We start from the raw sequence: 22,244 nt of genomic DNA, 5'->3' as shown, positions 1-22,244 counted from the left end.
AAATGTATTTAGAAAAAGAAAAACAACGTAAAAAAAATCTCGAAAGAATTTATAAAGACGTTAACAACAAAAAAAATATTTTGCTAATTGATATTTTAAAATTAAATAAAAAAATGCAATTTTATGTAAGTAAAGCTTTATTTAATAAAGATACATTAATGGCTCTTAAAAATGAATATAATATAAAAAATTCATTTATAACTTCAAAACCATTAATTTTTGCAAACAAAAATAATAAATTGTCAAAAATCTTTAACAAAGAAAAAAAATTATGAATCTATTTAACTGAACCCCAAAAACATGAAACAGATTCATATACAAGATATGAAAAACTAATTTTAAGTAAAATAAAAAATTCTCAAAATGATTTTATTGTAATAGGTGAAAGAGCTAATGAATTTGCCCATGACAATGAATTAAATGTAATAAAAAGTTTTTCAGAAGAAGATAAGAATGACAAGCTGGCATTTAAATTAAGTTACATCGTAAAACATTTGTATTTAGATAATAAATATTCTTCAGTACAAGTGGTAATAAATACTAATAAAAACAAAAAACAAGAATTTACATTGCTTCCACTTGAAAAATTTGACATTAATAAACTTATAAATAAAGAAAGTATGTTTTTAGAAAGTGATATTAAGAAATTTAAAATTTATCCTGATTTAACAATTTTTGTTGAAAATGAAGTAAATATCTTTTTAGAAAATGCATTACAATCACTTATTATTGAATCTAACTTTTTCAATGCTAAAAATAATTTAATTACATCAAATCAAATTATTAATCAACTTGATGAAGAAATTGACAAGATGAATAAGCATATAATTAAGGCAAAAAGAGAAAAAGAAATTGAAGATATTGTTATGTATTTTACAAAATCTAAAGAAAGAAGTGATAACTAATGAAAGAAAACTTTAAATCATTTGAAATTTCTATTTCTTCACTTTCTACAAACACAATTCACTTTAAAAAAGCAACCTTATTTATAAATTTAAATCAAGAAGATCAATGAAGTTCTCTTGATAACGATGCTCTTGCTAGTTATAAAGATATTTTAATCAAGATTCAAAATCACTTTAACAACAAAATATTTTATGTATTTTTAACAAATAGTGATTTCATTATAAGAAATAATAAAATTGAAATAAGCACATTATCAAACATTAATATTTTAGTTTCTGATAAAAATAACTTTAATTCAAAAGAAAATAAAGCTAATTTAAAAGAACTTTCTCACCAAATAAAATATTATGAAGCTTATAAAAATTTAGGACTAGAGCTTGAAGAATTAATAAAATTAAATTCCCTAGAATCAAAACAATATCAATTAAAACTAAAACAACTTTTTTATTTAGTAAATTATGAAGGAGATATAAATGAATAAGAAATTAAAAATTTTATTATCATTATCAACTCTTTCTGTAGCAGCATTACCATTTAGTGTAGTTGCTGCAGCAGGCGATTCTAACACTTCTTCAGATTCTGCAAGTAATTCTAATTCACCCAATACACCTGTAGAAACAGAAAAACCTAAAAAAATTAGTGACAATTTTTCAACATTTAAACAGATGTGAGAAGGTGTACAAAAACAAATGCTAGATCAAGCAATTAAAATTGTTCAAGGGTTTCTAAAAGATGAGCTTTTAAAACTAGAAAGTGATACAGAAACTGAATATAAAGAAAAATTATCTAAACAAATTTATTTTGCAAAATTAAATGATTTTTTTGAAAAACATAAAGATGATATTATGTCTAATCCCGATAAATATGGTTTTTACATCACTTTTCCTCACGTATTATCACGAGAAAAAAATCATGCAGTAGGTTCTGTAACATTAAATGATAAAAAATTCAATAACATTGTATTTGGTTTTGGAGGAGATGAACAAACTAAATATGACCGCGCATTAGGTAAAGAAGCTTCTGTAAAAGAATCTGAAGAATTAAACTATGTTGAAGACAAAGAATACGAAGAAACAATAAATGCATATAGCAAGGACTTATTAGAACAAATTAAAGCAATAGTATTTAATGGTGATGATGTATTATACTTAGATGATAAAATTGCTTTAGAAAATAAAGATATTCAAGCAAATAATGCAACAGTTAATGGTTTCTTTGTTACAAACCCAAAAGATTATGACAGTTGAGATAATTACTTTATTGACAAAATAAAACCAAGATTCTTGGAATATGATTTACAAAAAAACCAACAATTTAGAGAACAACAAGAACAACAGCAACAACAAAATAAACCACCTGAATTACCTACACCACTAATTCCAGGTGAACCAGTTGAGCCTGAATCTGTTGATACTATAATTGAGGCAATTCCTGCATTAAATCCACAAATAAAAGCAGAATTTACAAATCTATCATTTGGACAATTGCAAGCAAAATTACAAGAAAATACTGAAGAAATATTTTTCTTTAATAATCCAATTAATATTCGTTATGAGTATAAAGTAAATTCTATTGCGCAAAATAACAAAGAAAACATTGCAACAATTTCAATTAGAGATGTAAATAATCCTAGTGTAGAAAGAGTTTATAAACAAACTTTTACAATTAATAATTCACAAACATACAAAAATCACCAAAAATTGTATTTTAATCAAATTAATTCAGTTCAAAAATTAATGACTAAATTCTATACTGCACTGGATTTAGATAATAAATTACAATATGAAAATTTAGGACAAGAAAACTTAATTTCAAATGTATTTTCTTTAGTTGATGCCTTTACTAAGTTAATACATTCTAATAACTACGTTAACGAACAAGAACAATTTATACAAAATGTAGTAAATAATAATAATTTTGAAAACAATGAATCTTCTATTTTAAGTGATTCATCTACATACATTGATTCATTGTTCTTAGATATAACATCTGCAATGAAATTTAATGGTTACAACCCTTGATATACAATTGCAAAAACCTATGAAAGAGTTTTAGATATTTACCAAACAGAATTTTTTAGATTTAACAAGGAAATTATTTTAAAAAATTATCAAACAGCAAATCAAGACTTTCATATAATCGATAAAATAATGAAAGCTCTTGAAAAAGATATTTTTAGATTAGTAGGTATTTCAAATTCAAAAACAATAAATAAAATTAGTTGATTTGATAATTACACAAATTTAATTGCAAAAATAAATGGTAATTTTAAAAAATTTCGTGATATTGTTACAATCAATGAAGTAACAGAAGAAAATAAACAAAAATTTATTGAAGCAATTGAAGTAGCAAAAAATATAGTACTTGAGCAAGAAACAAGTTTAGCAACCAAAAAAACAATGATATCAAGCATTATTCTTGCAATTAGTTTTATAGTATTTATAACAAATGCTACATTGATGACAATTTTCAGAAAAACACTTAAAAATAAAAAGATTTTATTAACAAATATTTTATTCTTTACATTTACAACTATTTTAATTATTACATCTATAGTATTACTAATAATATAAGGAAAAATTATGAAAAACACAGACAAAAACCCAAAAATAACTGCCATTTTTGATTATATAGTTGAAGTATCAGGTGAATTTGAATACAAACAAAAACAAATGTTTAAATCTACAAATCACCCTGATGTAAATTTAATCCTAATAAATGGTTCTAAAAACAAAGCTTTATTATTGTCAAGTGACAAATCTTCAAGTTTAAAAATTGGTGATGAAATTGAATTAATTGATACAAACTTCAATGTTTATACTGATAAAAATTACTTTGGTAAAATCATCGATATAGCTGGAAACATTATTAATCCAGAATTTAAAATTAAACCAAATTTTGATGAAAAACAAAAATCAAGTCCAATTTTTAAATTAGCTCATGACTTAATGAGTGTTAAAACGCTAAATGAACAATTATATACAGGAATCAATGTAATAGATTTATTAATTCCAATTGGAAAAGGTCAAAGACAATTAATTATTGGAGATCGTCAAACAGGAAAAACTCACATTGCTTTAAGTGCAATTATTAATCAAGCTAATAAAAATGTTAAGTGTATTTATGTAGCAATAGGGCAAAAACGTGACAACATTTCAACTGTTTATTCAATTTTAAAACAACACAACGCATTGAAAAATACAATAATAATTGAAGCAGATTCATCATCAGTATATGATCAATATTTAGCACCGTATGTTGGTATGGCACATGCTGAAAACTTATCAGCTGAAAATGACGTTTTAATTGTTTTTGATGACTTAACAAAACATGCAAATATCTTTAGAGAAATTGCATTGCTTTCAGAAAGTCCAGTTGGAAAAGAAGCAATGCCAGGAGATATCTTCTTTGCTCATTCACAACTTTTAGAAAGAGCAGGTAACTTCAATAATTCAAAAACTATTACAGCATTACCTATTTTACAAACAATAGACGGAGATATTACTTCATTAATTTCATCAAACGTAATATCAATTACAGATGGTCAAATTGTTACAAGTACTGACATGTTTAATGCAGGAAAATTACCAGCAATTAATATAGATTTATCAGTATCAAGAACAGGTTCAAGTGTTCAAAATATAAAAATAACAAAAGTTGCATCTGAAATTAATAAACTTTACCGTAAATATCGTCGTCAATTGAAATTAGCATCATTAGATTATGATTTTACTCAAGAAACTTCACAACTTATTTACAGAGGAAAAATGATTGAAAAAATGTTTTTCCAAAGAGGATTTAGCATTTATTCTGAAAAATTAATTTTATTAACTTCGAAAATTATTGCTTGAGGACTATTTAGTGAAATTAAAGATGATGTTAAAGCAATGAAATTCATTGATATATTAATAGAAACAGATGAAGAAGCTAAAAAACTATACAACGCTATTTTAAATAATGAAAAATATGATGATAAATTAACAAAAAATTACTTTGCTTTTGCTCTAAAACAATATTCTGAATTTCTATCATTAGGTTGAAATGTCAAAATTGATAATAAATTTATTGAATTTGATAAAGATTATTTAGAACAAATTGCATCAATATTAGGAGATAAATAATGAATGGACAAATCGTTAAATTTAATTCAGATGTGCTAGAAATTAAATTTTCATCTGATAATTTACCAAAAATTAATAATATTTTGACACTTCATGATGGAAAAACTTATTTACTTGTTAAAAGAATTTTAGACTTTGAAACAGTTAGAGCAATTGTAATTTATTCATTTAAACCAATTTCAATTAATGATGAAGTATTTAATACTCAAAAAAGTTTTATGGTTCCAGTTGGTAATAATTCAAAAAATAATATTTATACTTTTGAAGGAAAACCTTTACTAGAAACAAAAAAATCAATTGATTATGTTGAAATGGATTCAACTATTAATCATGAAAAAACCTTAGATAATAAAAAAGAAATTGTTGAGACCGGAATTAAAGCAATTGATTTCTTTATTCCAATTATAAAAGGTTACAAAATTGGAATTTTCGGAGGAGCTGGAGTTGGAAAAACAGTTTTAATGAAAGAATTAATTTTCAATGTTAACTCACAACAAACAAAAACATCTAATATTTTTATAGGTTCTGGAGAACGTTCAAGAGAAGGTATTGAATTATACCAAGAATTAAAAGGATCAAACTTACTAAAAGATTCAATTATGTTTATTTCAAAAATGAATGAATCTCCTGGAGCTAGAATGTCAATTGTTCCAATTGGAATAACAGCAGCCGAATACCTAAGAGATACACAAAAAGAAAATGTTTTATTATTTATTGATAATATTTATCGTTTTATACAAGCTGAAAATGAGGTATCTTCAACATTAGGAAAAAAACCATCAGTTGGAGGTTACCAATCTACACTTGAAAGTGATATAGCAAATATTGAAAATAGAATGTATAAAAATGCAAATGGTTCAATAACATCATTCCAAACAATGTTCTTACCAATGGATGATTTAAATGATCCATCAGCAGTTGCTGTATTTAACCACCTTGATGCAACATTAGTTTTATCAAGAGCACAAACAGCAAAAAATATTTTCCCTGCTTTTGACCCATTAAAAAGCTATTCAAATTCAGTAAATGAAAATATTATTGGTAAAAGACATTTAGAAGCAATTTTAGAAACTAAAAAAATTCTAAAAGCTTATAAAGATCTTGAAGATGTTATTTTAATTTTAGGATTTGATGAACTAGATGAAGAAAACAAAATTATTGTTAAAAAAGCAATGCAACTTGAAAACTTTTTCACACAATACTTTTTCATGACAGAACATTTTACTAAACAACCAGGACAATTTGTAAAAATACAAGACACAGTAGAAAGTGTTTGAAAAATTTTAAATGGTGAATATATAAAACAAAGTCCAGAAATTTTTGCATACATTGGAAGTGCATTAGAAATTCCAACGGATAAAGAACTTGGGTTATAATAAAAGCAATCAACAAAGGAGGTGACTATGAAGTTTCTAAAAACAAAAAAACAAAAAATATTATTAGTCACTATAAGTTCAATTTTTGCAGCTTCAATGGCTGCTTCTTTTGCAATTTATTTTACAAACAAAAATCATAAACAAACCTTGTATTATAATGCTCATAATAATGCAAAAAATAATTTTGTTGAAGGAAATAATGTTGATCTTAATAACACAGTTCCTTCTAATTCTGATTCTAATTTGAAGAAAATTCCTGACCCTACACCACCACCAGCACCTGAAATTCCACCTGTTGTAGAAAAAATTCCTGAACCACCAAAACCCGAACCAGAAAAACCTAAGCCAGAAAAGCCAAAACCCGAGCCAATTCCTGAACCTAAGCCAGAAGAGCCAAAACCTCAACCGGTTCCAGAACCTGAAATTCCTAAACCAGATCCGATTCCCGAACCCCCTAAACCGGAACCTAAACCTCAATCTAAGCCAGAAAAACCAAAACCTGAATTAACAGATAAAGCAATTGTATCTGGTGTAGAGGTGTCTGCTACTATTGAAAGAGCAAAACCAAGAAATATTGCAACATATGACAGAGATAATCAAATTACAAATAGAGTTCCTTATATAAATGACAGTACTGACAAATTAAAAAGTATAGTTGTTACCCAAGAATTAAGAGATAAAGTTGTTAATGACGTTATAGGTAAAGGTGAAACACTTGGATTAGCTTCAAAATGATATCAAGATATGACTGGTATGGCAAATCAAGTTTTAGCTGAAGAACCTGATAAATTAGATTCTTGATTAAACCAAAATAGAGATTTCTGAGTACGTACTTTTTATAAATTTGAAAGATTATTTGATTCACCAAATGTGTCAAATTTCTTAAAAGAAGATGCAAAAGTTAAATATCCAGATATGAAATTTAATTCAAGAGATCATAGATATATTTGATTGTATACAAATCTAGATTGAACTAAATTTACTAAACTATCTTCAAATGCTGAAAAACAACTAAAAGAAGGATATGTTTTAGATCCTCGTAATGCATATATAAATGCAGATGGTAGTTTAGATTCACATTCATATGGTCAACCTGATAGATTTAATTCAGTTACAAGTCGTTTAACAAGAGATAATTCAACTAGAAGAGTGTTTAGTTATGATTCTTACTACACAAGAAGCCCTGATGCTATAGCTAATGGTGAATATCCTGGTTGAAAAAAACGGAATGCAAATAATGATGAAATTTTCAAAGGAATAATTCAATCTGGAGATGGAATCAAAGCATTGCATATGGAAAGAGAAAAACCAACCAATGAACCAGGTCAAATTAACGAAGGTTATGTTATTGAAATTGATGCTGCAAATGAAGCAGGATACAAAAAAACCCTTGATTTAATTAATAAACTAAAAGATCAAAAAGCAAATGTAGTTTCTTATAGAATTAAAAATATGGGAAAAAACTCATCTGCTCAAGCATTTAAACCAATTTTAAGAGCTCTTCCTGATGATATACCACAATTAGAATTATTTTTCTCAGCTCAAGCAACAAATACAAGTTCATTAATTGCCCTTGAAAATAAACGTATTAAAGAATTATCTCTATATACTCTTGGAAATTCACTTCAAGATGAATGATCAATTAATCCATTTGCATTAAGAAATACAGCATGAGTAAATACAAATGATTACAATGTAAGTGCTGATTATGGACGCAATCAAGATATTGCTACAAGAATAACCTTTAATACTTTAGCATTCGATCAAGAAGATTATTTAGAAAATGATCAAGATCACTGAAAACGTATTAATCTAGGTTTAAGAATGGCATATTTTGCAAGAAATAATGAACCTATTTTCCAAGGTTCATTTGGTCCCGGATTAAGTCCTGACCACAATGAAGGAAATAACTTTTATCCAACTTTATTAGACTTTAGTAGAATTCCAAAAATAAAAACTTTAAAAGGTTTAGAATTTAGAGATATTATAAAACCATCGAATAGACCAAGAAAAGTAAAACAAGTTACTTTCTACAACAATAAAGCTGAATTTGAAATTTCTAATTACGACTTAATTGGAGCAGGATTAGAAAATATTGACACAGGTTCACCAATGGAAAAACCAAAAATACTATTTAGTAATGGAAGAACTACAACTAAATTTAGAATAAAAGATAAGGATTTAAGTCCAGAAGCAATTAGTAACTTAGTTACATTTAAAAGATATGCACATAATGGTAATTCTTCATTTTCAGGTACAGTAGTTTTAGATCCTGGTAATGATTCACTAAAATCAAAATTACAGTCAGCTGGATTTAGTGTTGAATTTGATAATGGTTACGAAATTTCATAGGATGTTAATATGAAAAAAAATAATTTAAAATACTTTTTAACTGTTTTTGTAACTTTGGGAATTTTAAGTCCTTTAGTTGCGATTAGTTGTGCAAATCCACAAACTCAGACACAAGAAAATTCAAAAAAAACTGATAAAAATAATAAAGATAATAAACAAGTAGATAAAAATAATCAAAATCAAAATTCAACAGATACAAACACTAGTACAACAAATAACACTGCATTAGTTCCACAAGAATTAAGAAAAATAGCAGCAAAATCATTTGATGAATTATTTAACCTTAGTTTTACAAGGGGAACAAAAAAAGATTATACCCCTGAAACAATTAGTCGTCAAAAAGATGACCTTTTAAATGTTCAATTAAAACCAAATTTTAATTCAGAAGTTGAATCAAAATTATTAGACGTTAAATTAGACGACAATGCAAATGCAACAGGTAATTTAACTTTTGTATTTGAAATTAAATCAAAACAAACTTCAAATATTATTCATAAGCAATATCCATTAACAGGATTTAAAACTACTCAATTTGGAGTTTCTGATGATGGTACTTTACATACAAATGTTAAAATAGAACAAAATGAAATTGAAAAGTATCATGCTTTAAATCAAAAACAAAGATTTGAAAAAGATAATGCAGAATACATGCGAGGTTTAAAAGGTCAATTTCAAAATAGAGGTGTTGACGTTGTTAGAAGTGATTTAAAATATGACCAAAATCACGCAAAACAATTTAATGATATAGCAGCTAGAATTGGTTTAGATACATATGAAAATAGTGCATATAAAGGATTTACTTTACCGGTTTATGATGCTAATGGAAAAGTGGATGGACTTTCATTTGGCCCTTCATCATCGCCTGAATTATTTTCAAAAATTGATTTTCTTGAGGATAGAGATCCTAATAGATCAATTGGTCTTGCAAGAATGTTAACAAATGAAACTTATCGCGACATTGCATTACAAACATTTATAGGTAATTTTTCATATAAAGAAGAATTTAAAGAACAAATAGCGGCTTATCAACGAGGAATTAAAGAAGTTGAAAGTTGAGATAAATACCCAGAAAAATTACAAAATTATAAAGATAATCTTATTAAAGATATTAATTTTGAAAAAGAATCAGCAAAATTAGAATATGAATCAACTAAAAAACAAACAAAAGAACGTCATGATTTAGAATCATTGGAAAATCAATATAAAGCTAAAATTGCTAAACTAGATGAAGAAATTAAAAAAGTACAAGGTTATACTCTTGAATTTATTATTTCTGAATATAAAAAGAAAATTGAACAATTTAAAAAAGATGCTCAAGCGGGAAGAAATTTTCAAAGCGCTAGCGGTACTTTATGAATAATTGACTACGAAATTCCCGAAGGTCAATCTTATCCTACTAAATGATTTTTTGCAACTAATTCACACGTTGCAAAATTAATGTCAAATCCTACATTCCTAGGTTTTTCATTAACAAGATTGAATAAAGATGTTGGACTTAATTCAAAATTGAGGATTACAGGTTTTGATACACACTATAAATCATTTTTATTCTCAGGTAGTAATATACAAAACAATGTAATTAAAGTTTACGATGCGCTTGATTATTTAACTTCATCTCCTAAAGATTTTCTTGCAAGTAATTTAAAATCTAAATATGAAAATATTGAAGAAATGGCTGATTTTGCTGTTATTGAAGTCGATTTTAACGGTTTAATAAATGACGGAAATGTACAAGGAGTTTTTCAAACAGCAAATTTTCAACCAGTGCAATGAAATAATAATGCACAAGAATTAGCTAAAGATGTTACGAATGATTATTATCATTTAGATGATAAGAAGAAATCACATTTTATTTCTGAATCTTATTTAAAAAATTATGAAAAAATTGATTATCCATTAATAAAATATAAAAATGAAACTAGTAAGCAAGTTGATGAATTATTTGCATTAGGATACCCTGTTTCAAATGAAGATTTCTTTTTAAGGAGATATGAAGATTATCAAGAATTTGAAACTAAGCAATCCTATCATAGTTTATGAACAAACTCAGATTATCGTTTTTATTATGCACAAACTAATGGAGAAGATGGTCCTTTAAATATTGATGAAGAAAGATTAAAAAGAGGAAATTGATTATCTTATCAAATAGGTCTTCGTTCATTTGTTGATAAACCAGGTATAAATGATGCATTTATAGTTTCACCTATAAGAGGTGGTAAATTATATGAAACATATGATAACGGCCACTTAAAGCAATATTTAAACACAGGTCTTCAATATATGTTAAGGCATTATGTGGCAGTGGGTGGATCATCTGGATCAAGTGTTAGAAATCAAGATTATAAAATAGTTGGATTACATTCAACCATCATTCCAGCGGCTAAAACAGACTTTGTAATCGCTTTAAGATCTGAAGGATTTAATTATGAAGGTGCTTTTGGTACATATAATCTACCACAATATGATTTAATTTATGGTGGTGGAAAAGATCAAAAAACATCATATCGTCAAGCTTTAAAGGTTCTTCATGATGCTAATAAATTAAACAATACATGATTATTTCAACATGGATTTGATGATAATAATATCCCAGAAGAATTTAAATTTACAAATACAAGATAGACTAATGAAAATGGAAGAGTTTCCATTTTCATTTTTTATTTGCAATAATTCATATTTTTTAAAAAAATAAAAAAAAGCTAAATAAAGGCAAAAAAATGTTATTTTTTGCAAATTTTTATATTTTTTTAAAATAATACCTTAAAAAAGAGTGTATAATAATATGTCATAAGTATGCCAATTTTATATATATATATATATATATATATATATTCCAGGTCATATTTAATATAAAAATTTAATTACAAAAAGTAATATTTAGGAGAAATATGAATAAAAAACACAAGCAATTAATGCTTGCATTTTTAGCAGTAGCTACCACGACATTAGCTGCTACATCTAGTACTTTTATTATTCAAGAACAAAAATTAAGCAACTTAATAAAAGAACAAGATAAATTATGAAAAGAATTAAATAATTTTAAGGTAAATAATTTAAGTCATGATGACTTTTTAACAAGAATCGCTCAAAATATTTTAGATGATAATCCGGTTTTAAATCTTTTTGAAGACAATTTTTCAAAAGTTCAAGCAAAAATTAATAATCTCAAGTTTGCTTTAAATAAATTTAAGGAAATAATAAATAAAGCAAAACAATTGAATTTTGAAAAGTATAAAACTTTAAATCAAGAAGTCGAAACATATATAAGTAACAATTTAAAATATAAAGAATATGAAGATTTAAAAAATTCACTTGAAGATACAAAATCACAAACTGATAGACATGTTAATTATGAATCAACTCAAGAAGAGATTGATGAACAAGTAAAAATACTTCAAGAGGCATATGAAAAAGTAAAAAAAGATAAAGCAATTAAAGATAATGATATTAGACAAATTGCTTATGCTGATTACGAAACAGCTTTAAGAAAATTAAATGATTTTATTAAAAATCCCCTTGCAATACATACATTTTATAAAAGTTTGTATGATGGCGAAATAATGAATCGCGATCAAATTACAAAAGATATTAATATAAATACCTCTTCCGTAGGTGATATTTTAGAGTCTAAATATAAATTAATTCAAGAACTTGAAGACGCAACTAAAAAAGCACATGAAATTTCAAAACAAGAACTTCAAAGAGTTTATGACCAAGCTACAAAATATGCAAATGAAACATTAACCACTCCAGATGATGTAAAAACTAAAGATTTATTATTAGAACATTCAAAACAACAATATGATACTGGAATGAATAATGAAGATTTTGAAGTTGTATATGCAAGCATAAATAATATTTTAGATTATGTAAATGCTACAAAAATTCAAAAACAAGTAAATGATACATTTAGAACTAATGCAATTAATTCACTTGAAATATGTAAAAAACTAGCTGAAGAATTTATAGAAAGTTTTAGTGATGGTAAATATCCTGAAATTAAAAAATATGTATCTGATATTTTAGCAACCGAAAGTCAAGATACTGATTTAAAAACATTTGACAAAATATACGAATCAGCAAATAAAATAATAGAAGCTTTAGAAGCTAAAAAAGCAGAAGCGCTAGCTGGTTATGATGCTCAAGTAACAAAATTGGATAAAATAAGTAATGAGTTATCTTATCATAATTTTAGATTAATTGTAACAGAAATTTTAGAATTAATAAATAAACAAAATAAAATAAAAAATAACATTAATTCTACTACAAGACAAATTTTAGATGCAACAGAAGCTCTAAAAAATTACGAAGCAAAAATTGAAAACAAAAAACAAGCAAAAAAAGATATTAATGTTTCAATTGAAAATATTGAAGATTATATCAGCAAACATAAACACCAAGAAGACATAGGGTCAATTCAAGAATTACAAACAAAATTGGATGATATTCAAAAACAAGTTGAAAATCTAACAAAAGCTTCAGAATTACAAAAATTAGCAAATGAATTAAACGCTAAATTTGAAGAAACAAAAGAAAGAGTAGAACAAACAAAAGAAAAACGTGAATCCGAAAGCAATTCTTACAATAAAGTTGTGAATTTAGTTAATAATTTATTAAGACAATTAGATAATAAAAATACTTTATATTTAGCTTTATCTAATGAATTAAATACAAAAAAACAAGCAACTTATGAAGTTGTTGCTAAAAAAGATACTAAATCAACAAGTGAAGAAATCAAACAAGCAAAAGAAGAATTAAAAACTAAACTAGATGAAGTAACTGCTAGAAAAGATCAAATTGATTTAGAAAAAGTAACTAAAGAATACAAAAAAAGATTAGATGAAGTTGATGCATATAAAAATACTTTAGGTGAATACTATGATATCAAACAAAATTTAGAAAGTGACATAACCACAATTGAGGCAAATCTTAATGATATTTTTCATAACAATAATTTATCTGACAAAGAAAAATTGCAAGCTTATCAAGTAGCTATTTCAGCGATTCAAAAAGCTTTAAGCAATGCAAAAATTGAAAAAGCAAAAGAAGAAAAAGACCGCAAATTTGAAGAATTTGAAGCAATAAAAAATGAAGCTACAAACTTTATAAAACAAAATTTAAAAGATATTGTTGATTTTAAATTTATTCAAGACCCATTAAACACTTCTATAGATGAAGAGTCTAAACTTGTGGAAAAAACTTCTAACACTAATTCAGTAGAATTAAAAGATGATATTGATGCTCCAACAATTGAAGAATCAATTACAAAGTTAAAGTCAGACTTTGAAAAAGCCAAAGATCTAAAAAACAGAAAAGATAAATATGATGACGCTCTGAATGCAGTAAAAACTAAACTATTAGAAATCGTAAATCCAGTAAAAAATCCTGATGATAAAGAATTATATGACGCATTAGAAAATATTATTAATACTACAGAAACATTTTTTAAAGATAATAATAAAACATCTGAAAATTTTGAAACAAAGACAAATATTTTAGAAGAAGCAATGGAGTCTGCTGATACAAAATATAAAGCAAACAAAGCAAAAAGAGAAGAAAGTAAAACAAATTTACAAACAAAAATTAAAGAAATTGAAGATTATATTAAAAATAACTTACAAGAAAACAATAATTCAACTTATACTACAAAACCTGAACATGAAGATTCAGTTTCTAGAATGTTACTAAAACTACAAATTGCAAAAGGTGTAAAAGAAAGCAATGGTTCAACTGAAAAACAACTAGAAGATGCTCTAGATACATTAATACAAGAACAAGAAATTTTAAACCAATCAGTTGAATTTGACAAAATAGCAAAACAAGCTACTGAATTTTTTGAAGCGCTTGCAAATAACTCAAAAGAAAATACAAGTGAATTACAAAAATCATTAGTAAATGATATAAAAGCAAACCTAGATTCTGCTATTGAATTACAAAAATCAAATAAAACAAAACAAGATGCAACTCAAGAATCAATAAACCAAGCAAAAGAAGATTTAACAAATGCATTAAATGATGCAAAAACTAAAGAATTCAATATTTTCCAAAATGCTTATGATAATTTATCTAGAAAAGCAAATGAATTATTAAATAAATTAGATGAAAATAATGAAGATAATATAAATAAACATACCGAATATCCAGAAATTGCAAAAGCATTAAAAGACATAAAAGATCAAGAAGATCCAAAAGCGCTTTCAAGTTCAAACTCAAAACCAACAATTGAAATTATAAAAGAATCACTTCCAAAATTACAACAAGCATATGATGCTGCAATCTTAGCTAAATCAAAATCAGATTTTGATAAAGTTTATGGAGATATTTTAAATAAATTTACAGATAATAAAAATGCTTCAAAATATACAAAACTTAAAGAAGTTGTAATAAGTAAATTAAAAGCACATAAAGATATAAGAGATAAAGAAAATCCTGCTTCTACATCTCAAGAAATTGAAAATGCAACTGAAATAATAAAATCACAAATTCCACAATTTAATTTAATAAAAGATAAATTTGATGGATATATAAATAAATATGATGAGGCATCAGAATATAATAAAAGTTTAGCAGATTACCAAACAGAAGCTAAAAAAATATTAGATGATGCTTTAAAAAATTATGATCAAAAAAACATTCAAGATGCCAATATTTTAAACCCAACAAAATATAAAGAATTTAAAGATAAACTTCAAGAAGCAATTAATAATGCTAAGGCAGTAGAAACTTCTAAAAATAATTACAAAACTGAAAAAGATAGCATTGTAGCAGATTCAGAGTTTAATAACTATCCAAAATCATTAAAAAAATATCAAGATGTTATAGAAACAATTACAGGTGACAATGGTTCACTAAAACAAGCTTTAGCTACTGCAAATAATGATCCTGAAAAAATTAAACAAGCATATGACAATGCAACAGAAGCTCTAAAACAAGCAAAATATAACATTGCTTTAAATAAAGCTGAAGAAGATTATTTAAATACTATCGATAAATTAGATAAATTAAAAGAAAAATTAAAAAGCAATGATGTAAATGATAAAGCAATAATTGATTCACTAGATAAAGAAAAAGAAGCCGCAAATGATGTTATAGATAAAAAGAAAAATACCAATCCATCTTCTATAACAATTGAAGATTACAATACTCAAAGACAAAACTTAGAATTAGTAATAAGAAAAGCAGAATCAGATAAATCAAAAAAAGAGTATGAAAAAGTAAAATCTGAATCAACAATTAAGTCTGACACAGAATTAAAAGACCAATACCCTAAAACAAAAGAATATTATGATAATGAACTATCAGAAATTGATAAACAATTAACAACTAGTCTTCAAGAAGCAAGAGAAGATAAACAAAAACAAAAAGAAGCATATGATACAGCTAAAAAAACAATTGAAACATTAAATGAAACTTTAGATGCTAAAAAAGCAGAAGAATTTAACAATGAAAAATTATTTTATGATGAATCACTTAAAATATTTGAAGAAATTCAAAAACAAATTTCTGATGTCAAAGATGAAGAACAAAAACAAAAATATAATGAAGAATTTAACAAAGCTAAATCAGAAGCTGATAAAACATTAGTTGATCCTAAAACACCTGCTAAATATGCAGAAGCTAAAAAAATATTAGATGTTGCTAGTGAATCAATAAAATCATATAATAAGTATGTAAAATTAAGTGATGAAGTTGGTCAATATGTTAATAAAACTTTAAGTGACCCTAACTACAAAGATTTAAAATTGGAATTAGCTATTGCTAAAAATACACAAGATAGCGTAGCTTTACCAAAACATAATCCAACAATTAGTAAGATTGAATCTTCGTTTGATGTTTTAAATACAAAGTATAATAAAGTAAAAAATGAATTATTTGTTAGTCGCCTTCGTGTAATTAAACAACTGCAAATATCAAGAGATATTTTTAACTCAGCAAAATCAAATATAACAAAAAATTTTAGTGATTTGGAAACAATAAAAGAAGTAATTAAATTTATAGAATACGAATCAAACACTATTGAAAATAAATTATCACAAGCATCTGAACATCATTCTCAAACTAATAAAACTTTAAGCAATGAATTATTTATAGATGCTAGAAATTCTTATAGCAAATTATTAAAAGATTCATTTGAAAAAGTAGCAAAAGAAATAATAGTTGCTATTGATAAATTATTGTCTGAATTTGAAAACGATAGAATAGAAGAAAGTAAAGACAGCTATTCTAAATTAAAAGAATTAAAAGACAATCTTTCAAAAATAAATTATGAAGATCAAAAATATCAAATTAACATACAAAATTTTTACAATGAAGTAAAAGAAAACATTAAAAAAATTAATGATGATAAACAAGAATATAAAAAAGAACATGAATTAGCGATTAATAATATAAATAATCAAAAAAAGTATAAAGAACAATTTGATATGGCTGTTAAAAATTTAGTTGACGTTTTGCCAACATGAGGAAAGAGTTTAGCAAGTATTAATGACAAAGTTTTAGGTAATGATTATGCATTAAAAACTGATAAAGAACATTTTAATTCAAAACAACAAACTATTGCAGATGAGATTGCAAAACTAGAAGCCAAAGCCAGTAATAAATCTATTAAACAAAATAAAGAAGTAAAAAATCAAGAATTATCAAATATAACAAAAATTGATAGCACTTTTTTTGCTAAAAATTTAAGTGACTTGTCTGAAGATGCTGAAAAGTTTATTACACAAGCAGGTTTAAACGATTCAGAAAATGGATTTAACAACAGAACAAATAACTTCAATGCTATAAAGGGATTTACCCGTTCAGACTCAACAAAAAATTTATATGGTAATCTTAATGCTTTTGTTAATAAATATAAAGATAATAATAACGAAGTAACAATCGAAGATTATGTAAAACAAAGAAATATGTTTTATAACTCAATAAATTCTTATGAGCAAGAAATGTACAAACTAAAAGATATATTAAAAAAATATGTTGAATATAAAGATGATCAAACACCTGGTGAATATGTAAAAGCATTTAGAGAGTTATATGGATATTTACCATTATTAGCAAGCTATAAACCTTGAAATGATAAATTAGATTCCTTTTATCAAAATTTACTAAAAGGTACATATATGTATAAACAATTTGATAATTTTCAATACATATTATCAAATGAAACTCATACTATTTGATTTAAGGAATTATATAAAAATATAGTAGAACTTCAAAAATCAAATTTTGAAACTAAAACAACGAAACCTGAAGGAAGTATTTATAAATTTATGGATGATATTGAAAAACAAATGGGTAATTTAACATCAGCAAATTATAGTGGTTATTGACCTTTAAAAGATTTTTCACAATATTATTGAAAAAATTATCAATGAAACAAAATACAACTTAAAGGTGATAAAAGTGGTAAAGCTTATGTGTTTAATGAATATGTAAGAAAAATGGTGTACTCATTAATTTATAAATTACCGCAAGGTTTAAAAGATGATAATAGACACAATTTTGTTTATCGAAAATTTAAAGAAAAAGCAGATAAATTACCTAAAGAAGATCGCTTTTCTTATGATAATTATCCTCACAGAGATTATAAAGAACATCAAAGTAAAATAAATGATTTAATTAAAGATTATTTTGAAGTTATAGATTTATATGTCAAAGCTAATGATAACGAGTATAAACAACTAATAATGTGAGATGCAAAAGGCGATAATGCTAACAGTACAAAAGTAAATGAACACTTATATTATCACGAGGGTCAAGGTTTTAAATTTTAAAATAAATGTTCTAATAGTCAAAAACACCACAAAAAAGTGGTGTTTTTTTATTTAAAAAAGAGCTATTAAAATTATTGTATAAATACGCATTTTTATTAAATCTAACTTTAATTAGAAGTCTAATATTTTTTCATCTAATAAAAAATCTTCAACACCAATATATAAAATTCCATCATCATCAAATCTTGGTACAATGTTATTTTTAACTATAACAATTTTTTTAAAAGAATCGCCCGTTCTTCTTAATGATTCAGTTTCTTGAGTTTGTTTTTCTTTTGTATCAACATTTAATGCTGATTGAATGTAGTAGCGATTACTTCCTCTATTAATAATAAAATCTACTTCTAATTTTTTTCTTATGCTTTTATTATTTTCATCTTTGTAATTGTATTCTACAACTCCAATATCTACATTAAATCCTCTCATTCTGAGCTCATTATATATTACATTTTCCATAATGTGTGATTGTTCATTTTGGCGAAAATTTAATCTTGCATTTCTAAGTCCAATATCTGAAAAATAATATTTATATGGAGATGATATGTATTTTTTACCTTTAACATCATATCTTGTTGCTTTTTCAATTAAAAAAGCATCTATAAAATAATCTAAGTAATTACTTATTGTAAATTGTGATATCTTTATATTTTTTTTAGACATAAAAGTATTTGCTAATTTTGTTGGATTAGTTAAAGAACCAATAGATGAAGATATTATGTTTAATAAATCATTTATTATTGATGCGTCTTTAAGAATTTTATTGCGTTCAAGTACATCTTTAATATATGTTCCTGTAAAAATATCTTTTAAATAATTACTTTTTTGTTCATGGCTGTTTAGTTTTGTAACATAAGGCATTCCACCATACATACAATATTCATCAAATGCTTTATTTCTATTACCTTGATAAAATGAAAGAAATTCTGCAAATGAAAAAGGGAATACTCTTATTTCATCACCACGATCTCTAAATTGAGTTAATATATCTGATGAAAGCATTTTAGAATTGCTACCCGTAATATAAATATCTACATTTGGTATTTTTACAAGACCTAATACAAGATCTACAAATGTTATCATAGAATCAGAATCTTCTAAATAAGGATTAGAAATTTCTTTTACAAATTGAATTTCATCAATGAAAATATAATATTTGTGCTCTTTATTTTCAGTTTTTTCTTTTAAGAAGTTGTTTAATTCTATTGGATTTCTGTATTTAATATTTTCAATACTATCTAGTGCAATCATTATAATTTGATCTTCATTTACATTATTAGAAAGTAAATATTTTCTATATAGTTCAAACAAAAGAAAAGATTTTCCAGATCTTCTAATGCCAGTTATAATTTTTACTCTTCCATTATCCTTTTTTTCAATAAGTTGATTTAAATATCTTGGTCTTTGTACTTCCATATATCCTCCATATTTTATAATATGTTGTAAATACGCATTTTTATTAAATGTTTTTATATATATTATAACATTACGTAAAGAATTTAATAATTACTTTTAAAATAAATGCGTATTTACTACTTTTGTTTAAATACAATTGGATTATTTGTTAAAAATATTTTAACTTTTATGTTAATGTTGGTTTATCTTAATAAAAAATTAACATTGTAATATATTAACAATAATATTAAATTGTAGTTTAAAATGCAACACTTATTTATTATAGTTATTATTTCATTTTGGTATAATTTCTAATTTATATTCAATATGTAATAATGTGATAAAATCATAAATAGAAAGAGTGTATATGACAAAATGTATTCAAGAACTTAATGAATTATCTTATGAAAACAATACAATACTTCCTGGCGAAGTTCTTATTGATTTAAATAAAAAAAATACACAAAGTGGCAAAATTAAACCTTTTGTAAAATGGGTTGGTGGAAAGTCATTTGCTCTTAAATATATTAAACAATATTATCCCGAAACAATTAATAAATATTGTGAGCCATTTGTCGGTGGTGGTGCTGTATTATTTGATATTTTATCAAATTATAATGTAGAAGATGTTTTAATAAGCGATTTAAATAAAGAACTTATAAATACATATATAACTATAAAATACAATATTGAAGAGTTAATTAATGAACTAAAAAAGCTAAAAACTGAGTACATGAAACTTTCTATTACACAAAGAGATAAATATTTTTATGTGAAGCGCAATGAATTTAACGAATATATTCAAAATAAAATTAAAAATAAAATTTATGGTTCTGCATTATTTATTTTTATAAATAAGACCTGTTTTAATGGTTTATATAGAGTAAATAGTAAGGGTTTATTCAATACACCGGCCGGAAGATATAAAAATCCTGAAATATATGATGAAGAAAATTTAAGAAATATTTCAAAAAAACTTGAAAAAGTAAAAATTATAAATGATTCATATTCAAGTTCTATAGATTTTATAGATGAAAATACTTTAGTCTATTTTGACCCCCCATATAGACCCTTAAATAAAACATCTAACTTTATTTCATATAACACATCATCATTTGGGGATTTAGAACAAATTGAATTAGCTAATTATTTTAAAAAAGTTAATAACAAAAAAGCAAAAGCTATATTAAGTAATTCAGACCCAAAAAATGTAGATATAAATGATAATTTTTTTGATGATTTATATTCAGGATTTAATATAAATAGAATAAAAGTAAAAAGATATATTAATTCAAATGGTAAAAAACGTGGTGATATTAATGAAATATTAGTAACAAATTTTAAAAATTAAGGAGTACTTATGATTAAAAATGGTATGGGTGGAGCAAACACAAAAACTGGATTAGTTTTTGAAGGTAAGACAGATTTAGCAACATTTATCAGTGCACAAAAAGATTATAAAATTGTTTCCCAAAGTAAAAACATAGATTCTGTTTTTTATAAAAATGAACAAGTTGCTAGAATTTTTAGAAAATATGGTTTTTATGAATTTTTAAAAGAATATAAAATTGAATGAAAAAATATAATTTCACAACGCATATTACCAGACGATAGTATATTTGTGATTATAAAAAATACAATATATATTATTGAGTGTAAATTTCAAAATGTTCCAGGTTCTACAGATGAAAAACTTCAAACCTGTGACTTTAAAAAGAAACAATACAAAAAATTATTAGCAAAAGCAAATATTGATGTTGAATATATGTATTTACTTTCTAGTTGATTTATGCAACCAAGATATAAAGACGTTTTAGATTATATTCATAGTGTGGGATGTGATTATTATTTTGAATATATACCTTTATATAAATTTGGGTTACCTGTTCCGGGTGATCAAAAGAATACAGAAACAGAAAAATAGAATCATTATTGAATCTATATGACTAAAAAGATATTTAAATACATTTGTTTGCATAACAAATATTTAAAAAAATTATGTAACCAAAGCAACTATAAAGATGTAAAAAATAAATATAAATGAATTAATAAATATAGTGAGTATCTAATAAATACATATAAAAAATATTTATACTAGAGAATTCAATTATAAACAAGTTTAAAAAACCAGTATTATAAATGCTAGCAGACAAATTCTATAACAAACACATAAAGAAATTTTTGCTGATAAAATAAAAAATTTAAATCGCGAAAAAAGTGATGAATATTGAGAAGTGGAGACACTCTAGATTGACACTTTGGCTAAATCAGAGTATCAATTATATTTGAATAATATTATAATGATAGAACAGCTAAAAACTGTATTT

11 protein-coding genes are annotated in these 22,244 nt (G+C 24.8%); 10 read left to right on the top strand and 1 reads right to left on the bottom strand.

Annotated elements, in window-relative coordinates:
• Nucleotides 1-2 precede the first annotated feature (2 nt).
• The 8 genes from N8G13_RS02130 (at nucleotide 3) to N8G13_RS02095 (ending at nucleotide 18,525) form a co-directional block, all read left to right on the top strand.
• Nucleotides 3-905 carry an MSC_0622 family F1-like ATPase gamma subunit gene (locus N8G13_RS02130; RefSeq protein ID WP_262289284.1) on the top strand — a complete coding sequence of 301 codons (903 nt, stop codon included), beginning with the start codon at nucleotides 3-5 and terminating at the stop codon, nucleotides 903-905.
• Nucleotides 905-1,387 carry an MSC_0621 family F1-like ATPase epsilon subunit gene (locus N8G13_RS02125; protein ID WP_262289283.1) on the top strand — a complete coding sequence of 161 codons (483 nt, stop codon included), beginning with the start codon at nucleotides 905-907 and terminating at the stop codon, nucleotides 1,385-1,387. Before N8G13_RS02130 ends, N8G13_RS02125 begins: the two co-directional genes overlap by 1 nt.
• A complete protein-coding gene (locus N8G13_RS02120) occupies nucleotides 1,380-3,479 on the top strand; it encodes an MSC_0620 family F1-like ATPase-associated subunit (RefSeq protein WP_262289282.1) in 2,100 nt (699 codons plus the stop codon). The genes N8G13_RS02125 and N8G13_RS02120 overlap by 8 nt, the downstream gene beginning before the upstream one ends.
• Before the next feature lie 9 nt (nucleotides 3,480-3,488).
• Nucleotides 3,489-5,027 carry an MSC_0619 family F1-like ATPase alpha subunit gene (locus N8G13_RS02115; protein WP_262289281.1) on the top strand — a complete coding sequence of 513 codons (1,539 nt, stop codon included), beginning with the start codon at nucleotides 3,489-3,491 and terminating at the stop codon, nucleotides 5,025-5,027.
• The gene (locus N8G13_RS02110; RefSeq protein WP_262289280.1) at nucleotides 5,027-6,403 is read left to right on the top strand and encodes an MSC_0618 family F1-like ATPase beta subunit; all 1,377 of its coding nucleotides are present in this window, start codon (nucleotides 5,027-5,029) and stop codon (nucleotides 6,401-6,403) included. The genes N8G13_RS02115 and N8G13_RS02110 overlap by 1 nt, the downstream gene beginning before the upstream one ends.
• A 27-nt stretch (nucleotides 6,404-6,430) precedes the next feature.
• On the top strand, nucleotides 6,431-8,755 hold the full coding sequence (locus tag N8G13_RS02105) for a putative immunoglobulin-blocking virulence protein (protein WP_262289279.1): 2,325 nt from the start codon (nucleotides 6,431-6,433) through the stop codon (nucleotides 8,753-8,755).
• Between the two features lie 9 nt (nucleotides 8,756-8,764).
• A complete protein-coding gene (gene mip / locus N8G13_RS02100; protein ID WP_262289278.1) occupies nucleotides 8,765-11,377 on the top strand; it encodes an Ig-specific serine endopeptidase MIP in 2,613 nt (870 codons plus the stop codon).
• 266 nt (nucleotides 11,378-11,643) lie between these two features.
• A complete protein-coding gene (locus N8G13_RS02095) occupies nucleotides 11,644-18,525 on the top strand; it encodes a hypothetical protein (protein ID WP_262289277.1) in 6,882 nt (2,293 codons plus the stop codon).
• Between the two features lie 111 nt (nucleotides 18,526-18,636).
• Here N8G13_RS02095 and N8G13_RS02090 read toward each other — a convergent pair whose 3' ends face one another.
• On the bottom strand, nucleotides 18,637-19,938 hold the full coding sequence (locus tag N8G13_RS02090) for an ATP-binding protein (RefSeq protein WP_262289276.1): 1,302 nt from the start codon (nucleotides 19,936-19,938) through the stop codon (nucleotides 18,637-18,639).
• Between the two features lie 346 nt (nucleotides 19,939-20,284).
• Here N8G13_RS02090 and N8G13_RS02085 point away from each other — a divergent pair, with 346 nt between their 5' ends.
• Both N8G13_RS02085 and N8G13_RS02080 read left to right on the top strand, forming a co-directional pair.
• Complete coding sequence (locus N8G13_RS02085) at nucleotides 20,285-21,268, top strand: DNA adenine methylase (protein ID WP_216488728.1); 984 nt, start codon at nucleotides 20,285-20,287, stop codon at nucleotides 21,266-21,268.
• Between the two features lie 9 nt (nucleotides 21,269-21,277).
• Nucleotides 21,278-21,841: a PD-(D/E)XK nuclease superfamily protein gene (locus N8G13_RS02080; RefSeq protein ID WP_216488736.1), complete on the top strand. Its 564-nt coding sequence runs from the start codon at nucleotides 21,278-21,280 to the stop codon at nucleotides 21,839-21,841.
• Nucleotides 21,842-22,244 lie beyond the last annotated feature (403 nt).

The organism is Mycoplasma zalophi, assembly GCF_025486335.1.
Taxonomy (GTDB): Bacteria; Bacillota_I; Bacilli_A; order Mycoplasmatales; family Metamycoplasmataceae; genus Metamycoplasma; species Metamycoplasma zalophi.
This window is presented reverse-complemented; position numbering and strand designations above follow the sequence as displayed.